We start from the raw sequence: 19510 nt of genomic DNA, 5'->3' as shown, positions 1-19510 counted from the left end.
CCGAAGGGGCGTTGGATCCCGACGTTGGGGCGCATTCCTCTCCCGGGAGGCCAGCGCGGTGAGTATAAGGAACGTGGGTTCCTGCATGGACCTCTCTGTCATGCCATCCACTATATACAGATGACATGACTATGCGAGGTGAAATCAGCCTGCCGGGATGAACGGGTTGAGGAGGCGGACGCCCGTCCGAGTGTAGTCCTTGGTGTTCCGGGTGACGAGAATCCAGTCGTTCACCCTGGCGGTGGCGGCGATCAGCCCGTCCACCACCGGCAACGACTCGGGGACGTTCATCCGCCCCCACTCCTGTACGACCTCGCCGGTGATCGGGGCGATGCGGTCGCCGAACTCTTTGGACATCTGGTCGAGCCAGCTCTCGTAGACGGCGGCGCGTGCAGCGTCCCTGCCGCGCAGGCGCTCGACACCCTGCCGGAGCTCACCGAGGACCATGACGCTGATGTACAGCGTGGGCCCGGGGACGGTGTCCAGCCAGGCGGAGACATGGGGGTCGGGGTTCCGCTTGCAGACTTCCGACGTCACGTTGGTGTCGAGCAGGTGGTTCACCCGTCGTCACCCAGTTCTACGGGTCACTGAGTGTAAACACAGGGTCAAGCTCTCGCGGCCGATCCGCCACACGGTGTCGCGGTTGGAGGGTGTCGCGAAGTGATGGTAGTCTTGCTGTTCGATCGGTCCGGTGTGATTGCCGGATGCGCAAGCGGAGCCCAGCTCCCACCTGAGCGGCTGAAAGGCCGACGGGTCAAGGTTCACACCGAGTGCTGACGCACTCGACGGACTCAGCGATGAGTCAGGTGGCCCCGCACGCGCGACGTGCGGGGTTTTTCGCGTTTGACCCCAGGCGTTCAGTCGAACAAGCCCACACGCTTGGTTCCTAGGAGGTCCCATCAGCGCCGAACCCCGTATCAACGAACGCATTCGGGTGCCCGAGGTCCGCCTCGTCGGCCCGAACGGCGAGCAGGTCGGCATCGTCCCCATCGGGGACGCGCTCAAGTTGGCCCAAGAGGCCGACCTTGACCTGGTTGAGGTCGCAGCGACGGCACGGCCGCCCGTGTGCAAGCTCATGGACTACGGCAAGTTCAAGTACGAATCGGCCATGAAGGCCCGCGAGGCGCGTCGCAATCAGGCGCACACGGTGATCAAAGAGATCAAGCTTCGGCCGAAGATCGATCCGCACGACTACGAGACCAAGAAGGGTCACGTCGTGCGGTTCCTGAAGGCCGGGGACAAGGTCAAGGTCACGATCATGTTCCGCGGCCGGGAGCAGTCCAGGCCCGAGCTCGGGTTCCGGCTGCTGCAGCGGCTGGCCGAGGACGTGACGGAGCTCGGCTTCGTCGAGTCCCAGCCGAAGCAGGACGGGCGTAACATGATCATGGTGATCGGGCCACACAAGAAGAAGAGCGAAGCCAAGGCCGAGAAGGCGGCGGCTCGTGTGCGGCGGGAAACCGGCGAACCGCGTGACGAGCTGATCGAGGGGTCGGACGACGAGCAGAGGGCCGACGAGCAGAGCTGAACCCGTCGCGGTCGCCCCACGGCCAGGGTGATGGTCCTAAGGAGATGCGAGGCCGGCCGATGGCCTCGCGGTGAGGTATGCCCCGACCTGGGTCACCGGGGGGGACGACGATGAGGGAGACACGGCGATCATGCCGAAGATGAAGACGCACAGCGGCGCGAACAAGCGGTTCCGGGTGACCGGATCCGGCAAGGTCATTCGCCGCCGCGCCAACCGGCAGCACCTGTTCGAGCACAAGTCGTCCAGGCGGACGCGCCGGCTCTTCAACGAGGTCGTGCTCTCCGATGCCGACACCAAGAAGATCAAGAAGCTGCTCGCCAAGTAACCACCCCGGGGAGAAAAGAACATGGCACGCGTGAAGAGGGCTCTCAACGCCCAGAAGAAGCGCCGGGTTGTACTCGAGCGGGCGAGTGGCTACCGCGGCCAGCGGTCCCGGCTGTACCGCAAGGCCAAGGAGCAGATGCTCCACTCGATGACCTACGCCTACCGCGACCGCAAGGACCGCAAGGGCGCGTTCCGCCGCCTGTGGATCCAGCGGATCAACGCCGCGGCCCGGCTCAACGGCATCACCTACAACCGCTTCATCCAGGGCCTGAAGGCCGCGAACATCGAGGTCGACCGCAAGATCCTCGCGGACCTCGCGGTGAACGACAGCCAGACTTTCGCGACCCTCGTCGAGGCGGCCCGCAAGGCCCTGCCCGCCGACGTCAACGCCGCGAGCGCCTGAGCGTCTCACGCGCATCACGCCGGGGGCATCGCCGCGATGCCCCCGGCGCTCGTTTTGAGCGGCCTGCCCCGTGCGCCGGAACCCGCCCCACGTCCTTGTCCCGCGCGGCGGCGGGGCCGTCACGCTGAAGGAATCCTCGATGAGCTCGGAGCTGACGAACATCCGGTCGCCGCGGGTGAAAGCCGCCCGCCGGCTCGCCAAACGGAGTTTCCGGGAGCGTGACCGGTCCTTTCTGGCCGAGGGGCCGCAGGCCGTACGGGAGGCGCTCGCCCTCGACGGCACGGTCACCGACCTGTTCACCACCGCCGAGGCGGAGCTGCGCCATCCGGAGCTGGTGACGGCGGCGCGCCAGGCGGGGGTGCCGGTGCATCGGGCGAGCGGTGAGGTCATGGCCGAGCTCGCCCAGACGGTGACCCCGCAGGGGCTCCTCGCCGTCTGCCGCTTCGTCCACGTCCCCCTCGACCAGGCGGTGCGGCCCGGCGTCAGGCTCGCAGCCGTACTCGCCCACGTCCGCGACCCCGGGAACGCGGGTACCGTGCTCCGCACCGCCGACGCCGCGGGCGCGGACGCCGTGATCTTCACCGACGCCTCCGTCGACCCCTACAACGGCAAGTGTGTACGGGCCTCGGCCGGCAGCATCTTCCACCTTCCGGTGGTCCCCGACGTCGGCGTCGAGCGGGCCGTGCACGCCCTCCGGGAGAGCGGGCTGCGGATCCTGGCCGCGGACGGGTCGGGAAAGCGGACCCTGGACGACGTCGACCTCGCCGCGCCCACGGCGTGGATCTTCGGGAACGAGGCGTGGGGGCTGCCCGAGCCGCTTCTCGCCCTCGCCGACGAGGTGGTGCGGGTGCCCATCTACGGGCGGGCGGAGAGCCTCAACCTGGCCACGGCCGCGGCGGTCTGCCTTTACGCCTCCGCGCGCGCCCTGCGGCGGGGGGTCTGAGGCCGGTCCCCCGCGCCTCCGAGGCTGCCGCCGCTCCCCGGTAACCGCTATTGTCGCCCCAGGAAGGCTTACCGGGCCGAGGATTTCGCGTTTTCGGCCCCGACTTCAAGGAGGCTGTCGTGGGTCGGGATGACTCCCGCGGCGACTCCCGGGACCGGGAGGATTCGGGTGTGGGTCCCCGCTCCCCGCACGCGGAGGGAGCCTTCCCCTGCGACCCGGACGATCTGCCCGACGGGCTGGTGATCGCCGATCGCGAAGGCCGGGTGGTCGTGTTCAACGCCCCGGCGCGGCGGCTCACCGGGATCCCGCAGGACCGCGCCCTCGGCCGGGATCTTCGGGATGTGCTTCCGCTGCGGGACACCGACGGCCGGGACTGGTGGAAGTGCCTGGACCCCTATGCCGGTCTGCGCACCCGGACCCGTCAGGTCGAACGTCCCCTCCACCTGCCGGGTGGCCCGGAGCTGCTGGTCGCGGCCAGGTTCGTCCGGGAGCCCGCCCGTTGCGGCGACGTGGTGAAGGTGGTGGTGAGCCTGCGGGACGCCGCGGCCCGGGCCCGTCAGGAGCGGAGCCGGGCCGATCTGGTGTCCACCGTGGCGCATGAGCTCAGGTCCCCGCTGACCAGTGTGAAGGGCTTCACCGCGACCCTGCTCGCCCGCTGGGATCGGTTCACCGACGACCAGAAGCGGGTGATGCTGGAGACGGTCAACGCCGACGCCGACCGGGTCACCCGGCTCATCACCGAGCTGCTGGACGTCTCCCGGATCGAGGCGGGCCGGTTGGAGATGCGCCGCCAGGTGGTCGACATCCGGGCGCGGGCGATGAAGATGATCGAGGGCCGGGTGGCCGCGGGCGAGCCGAAGGACCGCTTCCGGATCCGGCACACCGGGGAACTCCCCGAGATGTGGGTCGACCCGGACAAGCTCGACCAGATTCTCGGGAATCTGCTGGAAAACGCGCTGCGCCACGGGGATGGTACCGTCACAGTAGTGGTGGAACCGGTTGCGGGGAGCACCGGAGACAAGACACCGTGGGGAGCAGCCGTGTCCGTGAGAGACGAGGGCGAAGGCATCGCGCCCGAGCTCGCGCCACGGGTGTTCCAGCAGTTCTGGCGGGGGAACAGTCGGCGCAGGGGCGGCACGGGCCTCGGGCTGTTCATCGTCAAGGGGCTCGTCGAGGCCCACGGCGGCACGATCACCGTTCAGCGGGGTCCCGAGGGCGGGGCCGAGTTTCGATTTATGTTGCCCGCCGGCACCCCTGCCTGGGACTGATCAAGGCGCGGACACGGCGGGCGACGACCTAGACTCACGATCTGTCACGCCCTTCCCAGGAGCCCAGCTACCCATGACTTCACACTACGACCCGGTCGAGGTCACGCCGCTGCACGCCGACGAGCTGGCGCGCACGGTCGACGACGCCCTCGCGGCCGTCGCCGCGGCGAAGGACCTCGACGACCTCAAGCAGGTCCGGCTCGCACACGCGGGGGACCGATCCCCGATCGCGCTGGCCAACCGCGAGATCGGCGCCCTGCCGCCCGCCGCGCGCGCGGAGGCCGGCAAACGGATCGGCGCCGCCCGTAAGGCGATAAACGAAGCGCTCGCCGCCCGCCACGACGAGCTGGAGCGGGAGCGCGACGAGCGCGTCCTGGTCGAGGAGCGCGTCGACGTCACCCTGCCGTGGGACGTGCGTCCCCGCGGCGCCCGCCATCCGCTGACCACGCTCGCCGAGCGGATCGGCGACGCGTTCGTCGCCATGGGCTACGAGATCGCCGAAGGCCCCGAGCTGGAGGGCGAGTGGTTCAACTTCGACGCGTTGAACATCGCCCCGGACCACCCCGCGCGCTCGGAGCACGACACCTTCTTCGTCGGGTCGGCCGACTCGGGCCGGGTCCTGCGGACGCAGACCTCGCCGGTGCAGATCCGCGCCCTGCTCGACCGGAGCCTGCCCGTCTACGTGGTGAGCCCCGGCAAGGTCTTCCGGACCGATGAGCTGGACGCCACGCACACGCCCGTCTTCCACCAGGTGGAGGGGCTCGCGGTCGACGAGGGCCTGACGATGGCCCATCTGAAGGGCACACTGGACCGGTTCGCCGAGGTGATGTTCGGCGAGGGCATCTCCACCCGGTTCCGGCCCAACTACTTCCCGTTCACCGAGCCGAGCGCCGAGATGGACCTGCGCTGCTTCGTCTGCCGCGGCGCCTCGGCGTCCCCGGGCGCGCCGCCGTGCCGTACCTGCAAGTCCGAGGGGTGGATCGAGTGGGGCGGCTGCGGCATGGTCAACCCCCGGGTGCTGATCGCCTGCGGGGTGGACCCGAGCCGCTACTCGGGATTCGCCTTCGGGATGGGCATCGAGCGGACCCTGATGTTCCGCCACAACGTCGAGGACATGCGCGACATGGTCGAGGGTGACGTGCGGTTCACGCTCCCCTTCGGAATGGAGGTCTGATGAAGGTCCCCCTCTCCTGGGTGCGTGAGTACGTCGACCTTCCCGCCGCCGCGGCGCACGAGGTCGCCGAGCGGCTGACCGCCGCCGGGCTGAAGCTGGAGTCGATCGAGTCCTTCGGGTACGACATCACGAACGTCGTGGTCGGCCGGGTGCTCACGGTGGAGGAGCTCAGCGAGTTCAAGAAGCCGATCCGGTACTGCTCGGTGGAGGTCGGCGAGGCCGAGCCCCGCTGGGTCATCTGCGGGGCGACCAACTTCGTCCCCGGCGACGTGGTCCCGGTCGCACTCCCCGGCGCGACGCTGCCCGGCGGGTTCGCGGTGGGGTCGCGCAAGACCTACGGCCGGATCTCCGACGGAATGATCTGCTCGGCGCGTGAGCTGGGGATCGGCGAGGACCACTCGGGCATTCTGATCCTGCCCGCGGACACGCCGATCGGCGCCGACGTGGTGGAGCTGCTCGGCCTCCGGGACGACGTCCTGGAGCTGGAGGTCACCCCGGACCGGGGCTACGCGCTGTCCGTCCGGGGTGTCGCCCGCGAGCTGGCCACGTCGTACGGGGTGCCCTGGCGTGACCCGGCGGACGTCGAGATCCCGGCGACGGCCGAGGAGTCCTACCCGGCTTCCATCGCCGATCCGACGGGGTGCGACCGGTTCGTCCTCCGCCGGGTCGACGGCTTCGACCCCAAACGCCCGACCCCCATGTGGATGCAGGTCAGGCTCACCCGGGCCGGGGTAAGGCCGGTCTCCCTCGCCGTCGACGTGACCAACTACGTGATGATCGAGCTGGGTCAGCCGCTGCACGCCTTCGACTGGTCCCGGCTCAGCGGGCCGATCACGGTACGGCGGGCGCGCACCGGGGAGAAGCTGGAGACCATCGACCACGTGGTCCGGGTGCTCGACGAGGGCGACATCCTGATCACCGACGAGTCGGGCCCGATCTCCCTGGCCGCGACGATGGGCGGCGTCGACACCGAGATCTCCGACGTCTCCACCGAGCTGGTGATCGAGGCCGCGCACTTCTCCGCGACGGCGGTGGCCCGGATGTCGCGGCGGCACGGTCTGGTCAGCGAGGCCTCCCGGCGGTTCGAGCGCGGGGTGGACCGGGAGCTGCCGCCGATCGCCTCCTGGCGGGCGGTTCGGCTGCTGGCCGAGCTCGGCGACGCCGTGGTCGTGCCCGGCGTGACCGACGTTTCGGCTTCGGCCCCGCCCACCGTGATCACGATGCCCGCCGACCACCCGGACCGGGTGGCGGGGGTGGCTTACGGGCGGGAGACCGTGGTCCGGCGGCTGGCGGACGTCGGCTGCGCGGTGAGCGGGGAGGACGTGCTCACCGTGACCCCGCCGACCTGGCGGCCCGACCTGACCGACCCGAACGACCTCGCCGAGGAGGTCATCCGGCTGGAGGGGTACGACCGGATTCCCTCGGTGCTGCCGCACGCCCCGGCGGGCGCGGGGCTCACCGAGCCCCAGCGGCTGCGCCGGCGGATCGGCCGGGCGCTGGCCGGCGCGGGCTACTCCGAGGTGCTCGCCTACCCGTTCGTCGGCGAACGGGATCTGGACGCCCTTCAGCTTCCGGCGGACGACCCGCGCCGGGTCGCCGTACGGCTGCTCAACCCGCTGAGTGAGGACGAGCCGTTCCTGCGGACGTCGCTGCTTCCGGGCCTGTTGAAGACGCTCGTCCGCAATGTGGGGCGTGGCTTCCACGATGTGGCGCTGTTCGAGACGGGTCTCGTCTACCGTCCGCGTCCCGGTGCCCCGGAGCGGGCGCCGATCCTCTCCGTGGACCGCGGGCCCACCCCCGAGGAGGTCGCCTCCGTGGACGCGGCCCTCCCCGATCAGCCGTTCCGGGTGGCCGTCGTGCTCTGCGGCGAGGCCGAGCGGTCCGGCTGGTGGGGTTCGGGGCGTCAGGTCTCGTGGAGCGACGCGGTCGAGGCGGCCCGGATCGTGGCGCGGGAGGCGGGCGTCGAGCTGGAGGTCCGCGCCGACGAGCACGCGCCCTGGCACCCGGGACGCTGCGCAGCCCTCTACCGGGGCGACGTTCTGGTGGGGCACGCGGGTGAGCTGCACCCCCGGGTCGTCGAGGCGTACGGGCTGCCGCCGCGCACCTGCGCGATGGAGCTGGAGCCGGAGCGTCTGGGGGCGCGGGCCGAGGGCGTCGCCCAGGCGCCCCGGGTCTCCCCGTACCCGGTGGCGATCCAGGACGTGGCGCTGGTGGTGCCTGCGGAGACCCCGGTCGCCGCGGTGGCGGCCGCGCTCGCCGAAGGGGCGGGTGAGCTGCTGGAGTCGGTCCGGCTGTTCGACGTCTACACGGGTGAGCAGGTGGGGGAGGGGAACAAGTCCCTCGCCTACACGGTGCGGTTCCGCGCCCTGGACCGGACGCTGACCGCGGAGGAGATCACGGCGGCCCGCGACGGGGCGATCGCCCGCGCCGCCGAGCTCACCGGAGCCCGCCTGCGCGGCGCCTGACCGCCGCAGTGACCTGGGGAGCCCCCGGAGCCCGTGTCGGCTTCGGGGGCTCCCCCATGCCTGACCAGGGGAAGGACAGGTTCCTCTTGCCTTAGCGGTGATTGACCGGGCGGTCAATCAGGTTCACCATCCGGGCATACCTAGTTGGAAAGGTGAGCACATGGGCAAGTTCGGCCTACAGGATCTTGTCGCCACCGTCGCGGGTCTCGCCACGCTTCTCGCACCCCTGATCTGGGCCTCCGGGGCCGCCGGAGTCAAGCAGCCCCTGATCGTCCTCGGGGCCCTGCTCGCGGTCTCCGGGCTCTACGGCCTCCTCGGCGCCGCGGGCGCCGCGTCCTGGGCGTCCACCGCCTTCGCCGTACTCATCTTCCTCTCCCCGTGGGCGTTTGAGTTCACCTCAAGCGCGTCCGCCGCGTGGACGGCATGGATCGCGGGCGGCGTAGCCGCTATCGTCGGCCTGTGGGCAGTCCTTCAGACGCGGAGCACGCCCGCGAACGCGTGAGCCGGGTATCCCGGTGGGGTCGTCGCCGCTCGGCCGGGGACCGGGCGGCCGACCCCGATTCACGGACCAGGATTCTCGACGCCGCCGAGGAGCTGTTCGCGGAGACCGGTTACGAGGCCACCCCGACCGCGAGGATCGCGGGCTCGGCCGGAGTGCCGAAGGGGTTGGTCTTCCACTACTTTCCCCGCAAGATCGATGTGCTCGTGGCGCTCGTCGACGAGCGGGCCCTCGTCGTGGAGCTCCCCGAGTCCGAGTCCGACGCCCTGCCGGGGGATCCGGCGGGGACGCTGGTACGGCTGGCGCGGCGTTTTCCGCTTCGCGCCTCGCCCGCCATGCGCCGGATCCTCTTCCGCGAGGTCGACACCCACCGCTCGGTCCGGGACGTGCTCGGCAGGCTCAACAGCGAGGTGGTCCGGCGCGCGCTCGGCGCCTTGAAGCTCGCCGCCCCCGGCGCCGCCGGCGACATGGCCCGGCTGGAGGTCGCCGCCGCCACGTTCGCCGCCGTCCTGATGTACCAGGAGAACCTCCACCAGCTGACGGGCCAGCGCGTGGACCTGGACGCCGTGGCCCACTTCATCGCCCTGGCCCTGGGCAGCTGAGAAGGGGCTTCCCTCGAGGCATGGGCCAAGCGTGACGACAACGGACGTGCGGTACCCCGTTAGGCGCGATCACGCTTACAAGAACAGTGTTTCCTGACATTGACCGCGGTCGGTTCGCGCCGGACAAAGGGCGCCCGGCGCGAACCGCCGCGCGCATTCTCGCGCCGCAGAGTACGCGGCGCGAGAAGTGCGGACGTAGCGCGCACAACCTTAGGATCCAGTCGTACTGACGACCCGACCTGGGGATTCTGTAAGGGAGCTTCGAGCCTACCGGCTGTGGTCCTGCCATTCATGCCTCTCTGGCAGGGCACTCTTGGCTTCCCTCCCTTGCATCTTCATGCAGCTTGATGCATAATCATTGCATCAAGATGAGGAGTGATGCATGGGTATGCGGGTAGCCGTCGCCGGGGCGAGTGGATACGCCGGAGGCGAGCTGCTCCGGCTCCTCGCCGGTCACCCCGAGCTGGCCGTCGGCGCACTCACGGCCGCGAGCAGCGCGGGCACCCCGCTCGGCGCGCATCAGCCGCATCTGCTCTCGCTCGCCGACCGGCAGCTGCTCCCCACCACGGCGGAGAACCTCGCGGGTCACGACGTGGTCTTCCTCGCGCTGCCGCACGGGGCCTCCGGGGCGGTCGCCGAGCAACTGGGCCCGGACACGCTGGTCGTGGACTGCGGCGCCGACTTCCGGCTCGCCGACCCGGCCGCGTGGGCCGCCTTCTACGGCGGTGACCACGCCGGCACCTGGCCGTACGGCCTGCCGGAACTCCCGGGCAACCGGGAGGTGCTCCGCGGGGCGCGGCGGATCGCCGTCCCGGGCTGCTATCCGACCGCGGTCACCCTCGCCGCGTTCCCGATGTACCAGGCGGGGCTGGCCGACCCCGATCTCGTCGTGGTCGCCGCCTCCGGCACCTCCGGCGCAGGACGGGCGCTCAAGCCGAACCTGCTCGGCAGCGAGGTGATGGGCTCGATGAGCGCGTACGGCGTGGGCGGGGTGCACCGGCACATCCCGGAGATGGAGCAGACGCTCTCCACGGTCGCCGGGGAGCGGGTCACCGTCTCCTTCACCCCGACGCTGGCCCCGATGAGCCGGGGGATCCTCGCCACCTGCACGGCGAAGGCGAAGCCGGGGGTCACCGCGGCGGCGCTGCGGGAGGTCTACGAGCACGCCTTCACCGCCGAACCCTTCGTCCACCTGCTGCCGGGCGGGCGGTTGCCCGCCACCTCGATGACGCTGGGCGCGAACATCGCGCTCGTCCAGGTCGTCCTCGACGAGCGCGCCGGGCGGATCGTCGCCGTGGTCGCCGTCGACAACCTCACCAAGGGCACGGCGGGTGGCGCGATCCAGAGCGCCAACCTCGCCCTCGGCCTGTCAGAAGAGCTGGGCCTGCCCGTTCACGGAGTCGCTCCGTGAACGGACGGACCGGCAAGGAGAATGCCATAGGCCAGGAGGCTTCATGAGCGTCACCGCACCTCTCGGGTTCCGCGCCGCGGGCATCAGCGCGGGCATCAAGTCCGGCGACGGCCGTGACCTGGCGCTCGTGGTGAACGACGGCCCGTCCAGGGCCGCGGCGGGCGTCTTCACCGTCAACCGGGTGAAGGCGGCGCCCGTGCTCTGGTCGCAGCAGGTGCTGCGGGGCGGGCGACTCCGCGCGGTCGTGCTCAACTCCGGTGGCGCGAACGCCTGTACGGGCCCGGCCGGGTTCCAGGACACGCACGCCACCGCGGAGAAGGCGGCCGGGGTGCTCGGCGACTCGGCGGGGGAGATCGCGGTGTGCTCCACCGGGCTGATCGGTGAGCGGCTGCCGATGGACGCCCTGCTGGCCGGGGTGGAGACGGCCGCCGCGGGGCTGTCCCGGGACGGCGGGCTGGCCGCCGCGGACGCGATCCGGACCACCGACACGGTCTCCAAGATCGCCTTCAGGCGGGGGGCCGGCGGCTACATGGTGGGCGGCATGGCCAAGGGCGCGGGCATGCTCGCCCCCGGAATGGCCACCATGCTGTGCGTGATCACGACGGACGCCGACGTGCCCGCCGACCGGCTCGACGAGGTGCTCCGGGCCGCGACGAAGGTCACCTTCGACCGCCTGGACACCGATGGCTGCATGTCGACCAACGACACGGTGCTGCTGCTGGCGAGCGGTGCGAGCGGGGTCGCCCCCGACCCCGCCGAGTTCGCCGACCTCGTCCGGGGGGTGTGCGCGGACCTCGCCCGCCAGCTGCTGGTGGACGCGGAGGGCGCGACGAAGGCGATCGCCATCGAGGTGGTCGGCGCGGCGGGCGAGGACGACGCGGTCGCCGTCGGCCGGGCGATCGCCCGGTCCAACCTGCTCAAGTGCGCGATCCACGGCGAGGACCCCAACTGGGGCCGGGTGCTGTCGGCCGTCGGCACCACCGATGCCGTCTTCGAGCCCGAACGGGTCAATGTGGCGATCAACGGGGTGTGGATCTGCCGCGGTGGCTCGGTGGGCGACGACCGGTCCAAGGTCGACCTCCGGCCCAGGGACGTCACGATCACCGTCGACCTCTCCGCCGGACCGCACGCGGCCACCATCCACACCACGGATCTGACGGCCGAGTACGTCCACGAGAACTCGGCGTACTCCTCATGAGCGTCGAGCAGATCCCCGCGCGGCTCAAGGCCGCGACGTTGATCGAGGCGCTGCCCTGGCTGGAGCGCTTCCACGGGAAGACGGTCGTGGTGAAGTACGGCGGGCACGCGATGGCCGACGAGTCGCTCCGCCGGAGCTTCGCCGACGACATCGTGTTCCTGCGGTACGCGGGGATCAAACCGGTGGTGGTGCACGGCGGCGGCCCGCAGATCAACGCGCATCTGAGCAGGCTGGGGGTGGAGAGCGTCTTCACCGCCGGGCTGCGGGTGACCACCCCCGAGACGATGGACATCGTCCGGATGGTCCTGGTCGGCCAGGTCAACCGGGACGTCGTCGGCCTGATCAACCGGCACGGCCCGTTCGCGGTGGGCCTGTCCGGCGAGGACGCGCACCTGCTCACCGCGCGCCGCAAGTACGCGGTGGTGGAGGGGGAGCAGGTCGACATCGGCCAGGTGGGGGAAATCGTCCGGGTACGGCCGGGCGCGGTGACCGCGCTGCTGGCGGACGGCCGGGTCCCGGTGGTCTCGGGCATCGCCCGCGGTGACGACGGCGTCGTCTACAACGTGAACGCCGACACGGCCGCGGCCGCGCTCGCGGTGGAGTTGAACGCGGCCAAACTGATCGTCCTCACCGACGTGGAGGGGCTCTACGCCGACTTCCCGGCCCGGAAGAACTTGATCAAGAGCTTGACCGCGGATGAGCTGAAGAAGGTTCTGCCCGGTCTGTCCGCGGGGATGGTGCCCAAGATGGAGGCGTGCCTCACCGCGGTGCTCGGCGGGGTGCCTCAGGCGCACGTGCTGGACGGCAGGGTTCCGCATTCGATCCTGCTGGAGATGTTCACCGACGAGGGGATCGGGACGATGGTGGTGGGCGGGGAGCCCGCCGTGCCGGCCGGCTCGGCGGACGACTGGTCCGGTGCCGGCGGAGTGGGCGGGCCGGGAGCGAAGGGAAACGGCGAGTGACCGGGACTGGGAGCCTGTACGACAGGTTCGAGGCGGCGTTCATGCCCAACTACGGCGTTCCGCCGCTGGCGATCAGCCGGGGTCTGGGGGCCAAGGTCTGGGATGTGGCGGGCCGCGAGTACCTCGACATGTTCGCGGGTATCGCGGTGAGCTCGCTGGGGCACGCCCATCCGGCGCTGGTCCAGGCCGTCTCCGCGCAGGTGGCGAAACTCGCGCACACCTGCAATCTGCTGCTGCACGAGCCCGAGGTGCTCCTGGCCGAGCGGTTGCTCGGGCTGCTGGGCGTACCCGGCCGGGTGTTCCTCGCCAACTCCGGCACCGAGGCCAACGAGTGCGCGCTGAAGCTCGCCCTCAAGTACGGCAAGGCGCGCGGGCGGGGGTTCCTCGTCGCCGCGGAGAACGGTTTCCACGGGCGGACGTTCGGTGCGCTCGCCCTGACCGGGAAACCATCCATTCGCGATCAGTTCGGGCCCTTCGGGCTGGACGTGCGCTTCGTGCCGTACGGCGACGCGGACGCGCTCAAGGAGGCCGTGACCGAGGAGTGCGCCGCCGTCTTCCTGGAGCCAGCCCTCGGCGAGGGCGGGGTGGTTCCCCCGCCCGCCGGGTACCTCACGGCGGCGCGGGAGATCTGCGATGCGACGGGCGCCCTGCTCGTCGCCGACGAGATCCAGTCGGCGATCGGCCGGACCGGCGCCTGGTTCGCCCATCAGCACGAGGGTTTCGTCCCCGACGTGCTCACCCTGGCCAAGGGCCTCGGCGGCGGCATGCCGATCGGGGCGTGCATCGGCGTGGGCGAGGCGGGACTGCTCTTCGACCGGGGCGACCACGGGAGCACCTTCGGCGGGAACCCGGTCAGCTGCGCGGCGGCGCTCGCGGTACTCGACACCGTCGAGGCCGAAGGCCTGCTCGGCCGGGCCGTCGAGCTCGGCGCGCAGCTCGCCTCGGGGATCGCCGCCGTGGAGCATCCGCTCCTGTCCGGGGTGCGCGGGCGCGGGCTGTGGCTGGCCGCGACGCTGACCCGGCCGGTGGCCGGTGCCGTGCAGGCCGCGGCCCAGGAGGCGGGGTTCCTGGTGAACGCGGTCCAACCAGACGCGCTGCGCCTCGCCCCGGCGTTGGTGATCAGTTCGGCGGAGGTGGCCTCCTTCACGGACGCCCTCCCCGCGATCCTGGAGGGTGCCAGATGACCAGACATTTCCTGGCCGACGACGACCTCTCGCCGGAGGAGCAGCTCCTGGTGCTGGAGCAGGCCGTCGCGATGAAGAAGTCCCGGTACGGCGTCCAGCCGCTGCTCGGGCCCAAGACCGTGGCCGTGATCTTCGACAAGCACTCCACCCGGACCCGGGTCTCCTTCGCCGTCGGCATCGCCGAGCTCGGCGGCCAGCCGTTGATCATCGACTCCGGCAGCACCCAGCTGGGCCGGGGCGAGCCCGTACCGGACACCACCAAGGTGCTGGAACGGCAGGTGGCGGCGATCGTCTGGCGCACCTTCGAGCAGTCCAGGCTGGAGGCGATGGCGGCGACGAGCCGCGTCCCGGTGATCAACGCCCTCACCGACGAGTACCACCCCTGCCAGATCCTCGCCGACCTGCTCACCGTCAAGGAGGCGTTGGGTTCGCTGTCCGGGGTGAGCCTCACCTACTTCGGTGACGGCGCCAACAACATGGCCCACTCCTATCTGCTCGGCGGGGCGACGGCCGGCATGAACGTCTGCGTCTGCGCCCCCGAGGAGTACGCGCCGGACCCGGCGGTCGTGGCGCGGGCGCGGCGGATCGCCGAGCGGACGGGTGGTGTGGTGCGGGTGACGCACGACCCCGAGGAGGGTGCGAAGGGCGTCCAGGTGATTGCCACCGACACCTGGGTCTCGATGGGGCAGGACGGCGGCGAGGAGAAGATCGCGGCGCTGATGCCGTACCAGGTCAACGCGCGTCTGCTCGAATCGGCGCACCCGTTCGTCATGGTGCTGCACTGCCTGCCGGCCTATCGCGGCGTGGAGATCACCGCGGAGGTGCTGGACGGTCCGCGCAGCGCGGTCTGGGATCAGGCGGAGAATCGGTTGCATGCGCAGAAAGCGCTATTAGCCTTTTTGCTGGAGCAACCATGACGATTCCCTTCACCAAGACCGCCCGGCACGCGCGCATCGTCGAGCTGCTCGCACGCAACCAGGTGCGGTCCCAGCCGGATCTCGCCCGCCTGCTGGCCGAGAGCGGGGTCGAGGTCACCCAGGCCACGCTCTCCCGCGACCTGGACGAGCTCGGCGCCATGAAGCTGCGGGCCGACGACGGCACGCTCATCTACACGCTGCCGGGAGAGGGCGGAGGGCGTATCCCCCGGGCCCGTACCGACACGGGCGAGACCCCCGACGCCAGGCTGCGGCGGGTGGCCGAGGAGCTTCTCGTCTCCGCGGAGGCCTCGGCCAACCTGGTGATCCTGCGGACGCCGCCCGGGGCGGCCCAGTTCCTCGCCTCGGCGATCGACCACGCGGACCTGCGGGCGGTGCTCGGCACGGTGGCCGGAGACGACACGATCCTGGTCATCAGCCGCGACCCGCTCGGCGGCGAGGCCCTCGCCGAGTCGTTTCTGAACCTGACCAGGCCCAAGCCTTCCGCATGAGCGGTCGGGGCAGGGTGGGACCGCGTCCGATCGGACTTGTGATCTTGTAATGGGGATCCGGCCGGGGTGAGACTCGGGTCGGCGCGTTGGCGTCGACCACGGACTCATCGATACGGTGTGCACATCCACGACTTGGTCGCATCGGCGAGGCGGTCGCAGCACGAACCCGGCGACGACATCGGCTCCCGCATGCTGTCATGCTGCACGGTGAGTGCGACACCTCAGGCGATGAAGGCCGGACAGGCGAGCCAGACGAACACGCGTGCCCTGAGCACGCACGGGGAGGAGAAAACGGTGGAGCGAGACCAGGAACGGCCGGGAGGCCCGATGCGCCTGTGGGGTGGCCGATTCGAGGGCGGACCCGCCGACGCGCTCACCCGGCTCTCGGTCAGCGTGCAGTTCGACTGGCGGCTCGCCCCGTACGACCTGATGGCCTCCCGCGCCCACGCCCGGGTACTCCACCGGGCCGGGCTGCTCACCGACGACGAGCTGGGCCGGATGATCGGGGCGCTCGACGACCTGGAGGAGGCGTGCAAGGCGGGGCGGTTCCGTCCCACGGTGGCCGACGAGGACGTGCACACGGCGCTCGAACGCGGCCTGCTGGAGCGGCTCGGCACACTCGGCGGCAAACTCCGCGCGGGCCGCAGCCGCAACGACCAGGTGGCCACCGACTTCCGGCTCTACCTGCGCGACCACGTCCGCACGATCGTCTCCCGGCTCGTGGACCTGCAGACCGCGCTGATGAGCCAGGCCGAGCGGCACGTCGACACGGTCGCGCCCGGGATGACCCATCTGCAGCACGCCCAGCCGGTCTCCCTCGGTCACCAGCTGCTCGTCCACGTCCACTCGATCAGCCGGGACATCGAGCGCTTCAAGGACTGGGACAGACGCGCCGCCGTCTGCCCCCTCGGCTCCGGGGCGCTCGCCGGCTCCTCCCTCCCGCTGGACCCGCGCGCCGTGGCGGCCGAACTCGGGTTCGACGCGGCGTCGCCCAACTCGATGGACGCCGTCTCCGACCGGGACTTCGCCGCCGAGTTCCTGTTCGCCGCCGCGCTGACCGGGGTGCACCTCTCCCGGCTCGGTGAGGAGATCGTGCTCTGGGCGTCGCAGGAGTTCCGCTGGATCGAGATGGACGACGCCTACTCCACCGGCTCGTCGATCATGCCGCAGAAGAAGAATCCCGACGTCGCCGAGCTGGCCAGGGGTAAGAGCGGGCGGCTCGTCGGCAACCTCATGTCGCTGCTCACCACGCTCAAGGGTCTCGCGCTCACCTACAACCGGGACCTGCAGGAGGACAAGGAACCGGTCTTCGACTCGGTGGACACCCTCCTCCTCGTGCTCCCCGCGGTGGCCGGACTCGTGTCCACGATGCGGGTCAACGTCTCCAAGGTCGAGGCGTCCGCTCCCGACGGGTTTGCGCTCGCCACCGACCTCGCCGAGCTTCTCGTCCGTAAGGGCGTGCCGTTCCGGGAGGCGCACGAGGCGGTCGGGCACCTGGTCGTCTGGTGCCAGGTGAACGACAAGGACTTCGAGGACCTCACCGACGAGGAGCTGATCAAGGTCTCGCCGCACTTCACCCCCGACTCCCGTGAGGTGCTCAGTGTCCCCGGCGCCATCGCCGCCAGGAAGGCGTACGGCGGGACCGCGCCCGACCGGGTGCGGGAGCAGCTCGTGTCGCTCCGGGTCGCGGTCGACGGGTACGCCGAGTGGGCCAGCGGGAACTAGCCGGGCGGGACGGCCTCGCGCGGGAGTTCTTCGAGCGGCCCGCGCACGAGGTCGCCCCCGCCCTCCTCGGGCACCTGCTCGTCCACGGCCCGGTGATCGCCCGGATCACCGAGACCGAGGCGTACGGCCTTCCCGGCGAGGATCCCGCCTCCCACACCTACCGCGGGCCCACCCGTCGCAACGCGGTCATGTTCGGGCCTCCCGGGCATCTGTACGTGTACTTCACCTATGGCATGCACTTCTGCGCCAACCTGGTCTGCCTGCCGGAGGGGCAGGGGTCCGGGGTGCTGCTCCGGGCCGCACAGCTGATCCACGGAGCCGACCACGCGCGGACCCGGCGCAGCGCCGGAGCCGGGCGGATGATCGCCGACCGGGATCTCGCCCGCGGCCCCGCCCGGCTCGCCGTCTCGTTCGGCCTGGCCATGGAGCACAACGGACTCGACTGCTGTGCGCCGGAGAGCGTGATCCGGGTGGTCGCCGGCGAACCGCCCGTACCGGACATGATTCGGTACGGCCCGCGGACCGGGGTGGCCGCCGGAGCCGACACACCCTGGCGCTTCTGGATCGACGGCGAGCCCACCGTTTCGCCGTACCGTGCGCATCAGCCCCGGGCCAGAAAGCCGAGTGGCGAACAGCGTGGGACATCGGGCAGGCTGTGATCGGCAACCCAATCGGACCGACGGAGAGCAACCGCTGTGATCGATATCCTCGACGAGCTCGAATGGCGCGGCCTGATCGCGCAATCCACCGATGCCGGCGCACTGCGCAAAGAGCTGGCCGAGGGCCCGATAACGGTCTATTGCGGATTCGACCCGACCGCGCCGTCGCTCCACGTCGGGAACCTCGTGCCGCTGCTCACCCTCACCCGGCTCCAGCGGGCCGGCCACCGGGCGATCGGCCTGGTCGGCGGGGCCACCGGGCTCATCGGCGACCCCAGCGGCAAGAGTGAGGAACGGTCGCTCAACTCGGCCGAGATCGTCGCCGAGTGGGTGGCCCGGATCCGCGTCCAGGTGGAGAAGTTCCTCGACCTGACCTCCGGCGAGCGGGGGCTCCTGGTCAGCAACCTGGACTGGACCGCGGGAATGTCCGCCATCGACTTCCTCCGCGACGTGGGCAAGCACTTCCCGGTCAACCGCATGCTCGCCAGGGAGTCGGTCTCCGCCCGGCTGGGCGGTGAAGGCCTCAGCTACACCGAGTTCAGCTACCAGATCCTGCAGGCCAACGACTACCTGGAGCTGTACCGCAGGCACGGGTGCCGGCTTCAGCTGGGCGGCAGCGACCAGTGGGGCAACATCACCGCCGGGGTGGACCTGATCCGCCGGGTGACCGGGGCGCACACCCACGCGCTGACCGTGCCGCTGATCACCAAGGCGGACGGGACGAAGTTCGGCAAGACCGCCGGGGGAGCCGTCTGGCTCGACCCTTCAATGACGTCGCCGTACGCGTTCTACCAGTTCTGGCTCAACTCCGACGACCGGGACGTGGTGAAGTTCCTCAAGATCTTCAGCTTCCGGTCGCGGGGCGAGATCGCCGAGCTGGAGAAGTCGACGGTCGAACGGCCGGCGGCGCGAGTGGCCCAGCGGGCCCTGGCCGAGGAGTTCACCGTGCTGCTGCACGGGGCCGACGAACTCGCCCGGGTGGTCGCGGCCTCGCGGGCGCTCTTCGGCCAGGGAGCCTTGGAGGAGCTCGACGAGCGGACGCTGGGTTCGGCGCTCGCGGAGGTGCCGAAGGCGGTCGTCGCCGGGGAGTTGCCCCCGTTGGTCGACCTGTTCGCCGAGAGCGGCCTGGTGGAGAGCAAGTCCGCCGCCCGTCGAGCGATCAAGGAGGGCGGGGCGTACCTCAACAACGTCAAGGTGACGGACGAGGCGTACGTGCCCACCCGCGACGATCTGCTGCACGGCCGCTTCCTCGTGCTGCGCCGGGGCAAGCGGGCCGTCGGCGGCGTGGAGGTCTGAGCCCTGAATCGGGGTTTCGGCTTTGGTTTAAGGTCAACAGAAGCCGGGTAAACAGTAACGTTTTGGTAGCGAAGCAGGGGAGCGGGATGGCCATCCCGCTCCCACCTGCGGTTTTGTCGGCGAGCATGATTTGACGCTCGATCGGACGGCGTTTATTGTTCAGTTCGCCCTGGAGGGTGGCGCCTCGTCGCGTACCCTCATGATGGCAACCCCGAGAACCGGCTCCCACAGCTTCGTGTCGTTGATTCGACAGCGGCTAAAAAGGGCGCTAATTTAAAGGGGTCGCCCTCGAAAGGGGCGGGCGAAATTCCCACAGATTCTCAACCGGGTGAATTTGACACCGGATCGGGAAAATGTAGAATTAAGTCACAACAGAACGGAAGACGCTCCGGGCGGTCGAGACTCCGGTGGAGACCGAGCGGTGTGCGTGCGTTCCTTGAGAACTC

Annotated in this window: 19 protein-coding genes; 18 read left to right on the top strand and 1 reads right to left on the bottom strand. The window is 70.5% G+C overall.

The features are described from left to right. Nucleotides 1-144 precede the first annotated feature (144 nt). Nucleotides 145-561: a type II toxin-antitoxin system VapC family toxin gene (locus tag RUR_RS01185; RefSeq protein WP_283132944.1), complete on the bottom strand. Its 417-nt coding sequence runs from the start codon at nt 559-561 to the stop codon at nt 145-147. A gap of 337 nt (nt 562-898) precedes the next feature. Between RUR_RS01185 and infC the strand changes: the two genes are divergently transcribed. From infC to tyrS, 18 genes are all read left to right on the top strand, one after another. After that, entirely contained in the window at nt 899-1525 is a 627-nt protein-coding gene (gene infC / locus RUR_RS01180) for a translation initiation factor IF-3 (protein ID WP_283133980.1), read from the top strand. Nucleotides 1526-1655: 130 nt separating this feature from the next. After that, nucleotides 1656-1850, top strand: a complete 195-nt coding sequence (rpmI, locus tag RUR_RS01175; protein WP_283132943.1) for a 50S ribosomal protein L35 — start codon at nt 1656-1658, stop codon at nt 1848-1850. 21 nt (nt 1851-1871) lie between these two features. After that, entirely contained in the window at nt 1872-2252 is a 381-nt protein-coding gene (rplT, locus tag RUR_RS01170) for a 50S ribosomal protein L20 (RefSeq protein ID WP_283132942.1), read from the top strand. Between the two features lie 139 nt (nt 2253-2391). Then, complete coding sequence (locus RUR_RS01165; protein WP_283132941.1) at nt 2392-3195, top strand: TrmH family RNA methyltransferase; 804 nt, start codon at nt 2392-2394, stop codon at nt 3193-3195. A gap of 119 nt (nt 3196-3314) precedes the next feature. Further along, on the top strand, nt 3315-4463 hold the full coding sequence (locus tag RUR_RS01160) for a sensor histidine kinase (protein WP_428846889.1): 1149 nt from the start codon (nt 3315-3317) through the stop codon (nt 4461-4463). Nucleotides 4464-4536: 73 nt separating this feature from the next. After that, nucleotides 4537-5637, top strand: a complete 1101-nt coding sequence (gene pheS / locus RUR_RS01155) for a phenylalanine--tRNA ligase subunit alpha (RefSeq protein ID WP_283132940.1) — start codon at nt 4537-4539, stop codon at nt 5635-5637. After that, a complete protein-coding gene (gene pheT, locus RUR_RS01150; protein WP_283132939.1) occupies nt 5637-8102 on the top strand; it encodes a phenylalanine--tRNA ligase subunit beta in 2466 nt (821 codons plus the stop codon). The genes pheS and pheT overlap by 1 nt, the downstream gene beginning before the upstream one ends. A gap of 160 nt (nt 8103-8262) precedes the next feature. After that, nucleotides 8263-8604: an SPW repeat domain-containing protein gene (locus RUR_RS01145; RefSeq protein ID WP_283132938.1), complete on the top strand. Its 342-nt coding sequence runs from the start codon at nt 8263-8265 to the stop codon at nt 8602-8604. Continuing rightward, the gene (locus RUR_RS01140) at nt 8562-9203 is read left to right on the top strand and encodes a TetR/AcrR family transcriptional regulator (protein ID WP_283132937.1); all 642 of its coding nucleotides are present in this window, start codon (nt 8562-8564) and stop codon (nt 9201-9203) included. The genes RUR_RS01145 and RUR_RS01140 overlap by 43 nt, the downstream gene beginning before the upstream one ends. 382 nt (nt 9204-9585) lie before the next feature. Next, nucleotides 9586-10614 carry an N-acetyl-gamma-glutamyl-phosphate reductase gene (argC, locus tag RUR_RS01135; protein WP_283132936.1) on the top strand — a complete coding sequence of 343 codons (1029 nt, stop codon included), beginning with the start codon at nt 9586-9588 and terminating at the stop codon, nt 10612-10614. 43 nt (nt 10615-10657) lie between these two features. Then, nucleotides 10658-11812: a bifunctional glutamate N-acetyltransferase/amino-acid acetyltransferase ArgJ gene (argJ, locus tag RUR_RS01130; protein WP_283132935.1), complete on the top strand. Its 1155-nt coding sequence runs from the start codon at nt 10658-10660 to the stop codon at nt 11810-11812. Beyond that, nucleotides 11809-12774, top strand: coding sequence for an acetylglutamate kinase (gene argB / locus RUR_RS01125; protein ID WP_283132934.1), 966 nt, complete (start codon nt 11809-11811; stop codon nt 12772-12774). The genes argJ and argB overlap by 4 nt, the downstream gene beginning before the upstream one ends. Nucleotides 12775-12815: 41 nt before the next feature. Continuing rightward, the gene (locus tag RUR_RS01120) at nt 12816-13958 is read left to right on the top strand and encodes an acetylornithine transaminase (protein ID WP_428846970.1); all 1143 of its coding nucleotides are present in this window, start codon (nt 12816-12818) and stop codon (nt 13956-13958) included. Continuing rightward, nucleotides 13955-14875, top strand: a complete 921-nt coding sequence (argF, locus tag RUR_RS01115; RefSeq protein WP_283132932.1) for an ornithine carbamoyltransferase — start codon at nt 13955-13957, stop codon at nt 14873-14875. The genes RUR_RS01120 and argF overlap by 4 nt, the downstream gene beginning before the upstream one ends. After that, a complete protein-coding gene (locus RUR_RS01110; protein ID WP_283132931.1) occupies nt 14872-15384 on the top strand; it encodes an arginine repressor in 513 nt (170 codons plus the stop codon). Before argF ends, RUR_RS01110 begins: the two co-directional genes overlap by 4 nt. Before the next feature lie 327 nt (nt 15385-15711). Beyond that, complete coding sequence (gene argH, locus RUR_RS01105; protein ID WP_283133978.1) at nt 15712-17109, top strand: argininosuccinate lyase; 1398 nt, start codon at nt 15712-15714, stop codon at nt 17107-17109. Continuing rightward, nucleotides 17091-17768, top strand: a complete 678-nt coding sequence (locus RUR_RS01100) for a DNA-3-methyladenine glycosylase (protein ID WP_283132930.1) — start codon at nt 17091-17093, stop codon at nt 17766-17768. Before argH ends, RUR_RS01100 begins: the two co-directional genes overlap by 19 nt. A gap of 36 nt (nt 17769-17804) precedes the next feature. Beyond that, a complete protein-coding gene (gene tyrS / locus RUR_RS01095) occupies nt 17805-19064 on the top strand; it encodes a tyrosine--tRNA ligase (protein WP_283132929.1) in 1260 nt (419 codons plus the stop codon). Nucleotides 19065-19510: the final 446 nt, after the last annotated feature.

It is taken from the genome of Rhizohabitans arisaemae, assembly GCF_025996515.1.
Classification (GTDB): domain Bacteria; phylum Actinomycetota; class Actinomycetes; order Streptosporangiales; family Streptosporangiaceae; genus Rhizohabitans; species Rhizohabitans arisaemae.
This window is presented reverse-complemented; position numbering and strand designations above follow the sequence as displayed.

Coding starts and splice junctions, on each gene's coding strand:
- pheS (WP_283132940.1), top strand. CDS start 4,537: ATGACTTCACACTACGACCCGGTCGAGGTCACGCCGCTGCACGCCGAC.
- RUR_RS01165 (WP_283132941.1), top strand. CDS start 2,392: ATGAGCTCGGAGCTGACGAACATCCGGTCGCCGCGGGTGAAAGCCGCC.
- rpmI (WP_283132943.1), top strand. CDS start 1,656: ATGCCGAAGATGAAGACGCACAGCGGCGCGAACAAGCGGTTCCGGGTG.
- pheT (WP_283132939.1), top strand. CDS start 5,637: ATGAAGGTCCCCCTCTCCTGGGTGCGTGAGTACGTCGACCTTCCCGCC.
- rplT (WP_283132942.1), top strand. CDS start 1,872: ATGGCACGCGTGAAGAGGGCTCTCAACGCCCAGAAGAAGCGCCGGGTT.
- argB (WP_283132934.1), top strand. CDS start 11,809: ATGAGCGTCGAGCAGATCCCCGCGCGGCTCAAGGCCGCGACGTTGATC.
- argC (WP_283132936.1), top strand. CDS start 9,586: ATGGGTATGCGGGTAGCCGTCGCCGGGGCGAGTGGATACGCCGGAGGC.
- RUR_RS01110 (WP_283132931.1), top strand. CDS start 14,872: ATGACGATTCCCTTCACCAAGACCGCCCGGCACGCGCGCATCGTCGAG.
- RUR_RS01120 (WP_428846970.1), top strand. CDS start 12,816: ATGCCCAACTACGGCGTTCCGCCGCTGGCGATCAGCCGGGGTCTGGGG.
- argJ (WP_283132935.1), top strand. CDS start 10,658: ATGAGCGTCACCGCACCTCTCGGGTTCCGCGCCGCGGGCATCAGCGCG.
- argH (WP_283133978.1), top strand. CDS start 15,712: ATGCGCCTGTGGGGTGGCCGATTCGAGGGCGGACCCGCCGACGCGCTC.
- RUR_RS01145 (WP_283132938.1), top strand. CDS start 8,263: ATGGGCAAGTTCGGCCTACAGGATCTTGTCGCCACCGTCGCGGGTCTC.
- argF (WP_283132932.1), top strand. CDS start 13,955: ATGACCAGACATTTCCTGGCCGACGACGACCTCTCGCCGGAGGAGCAG.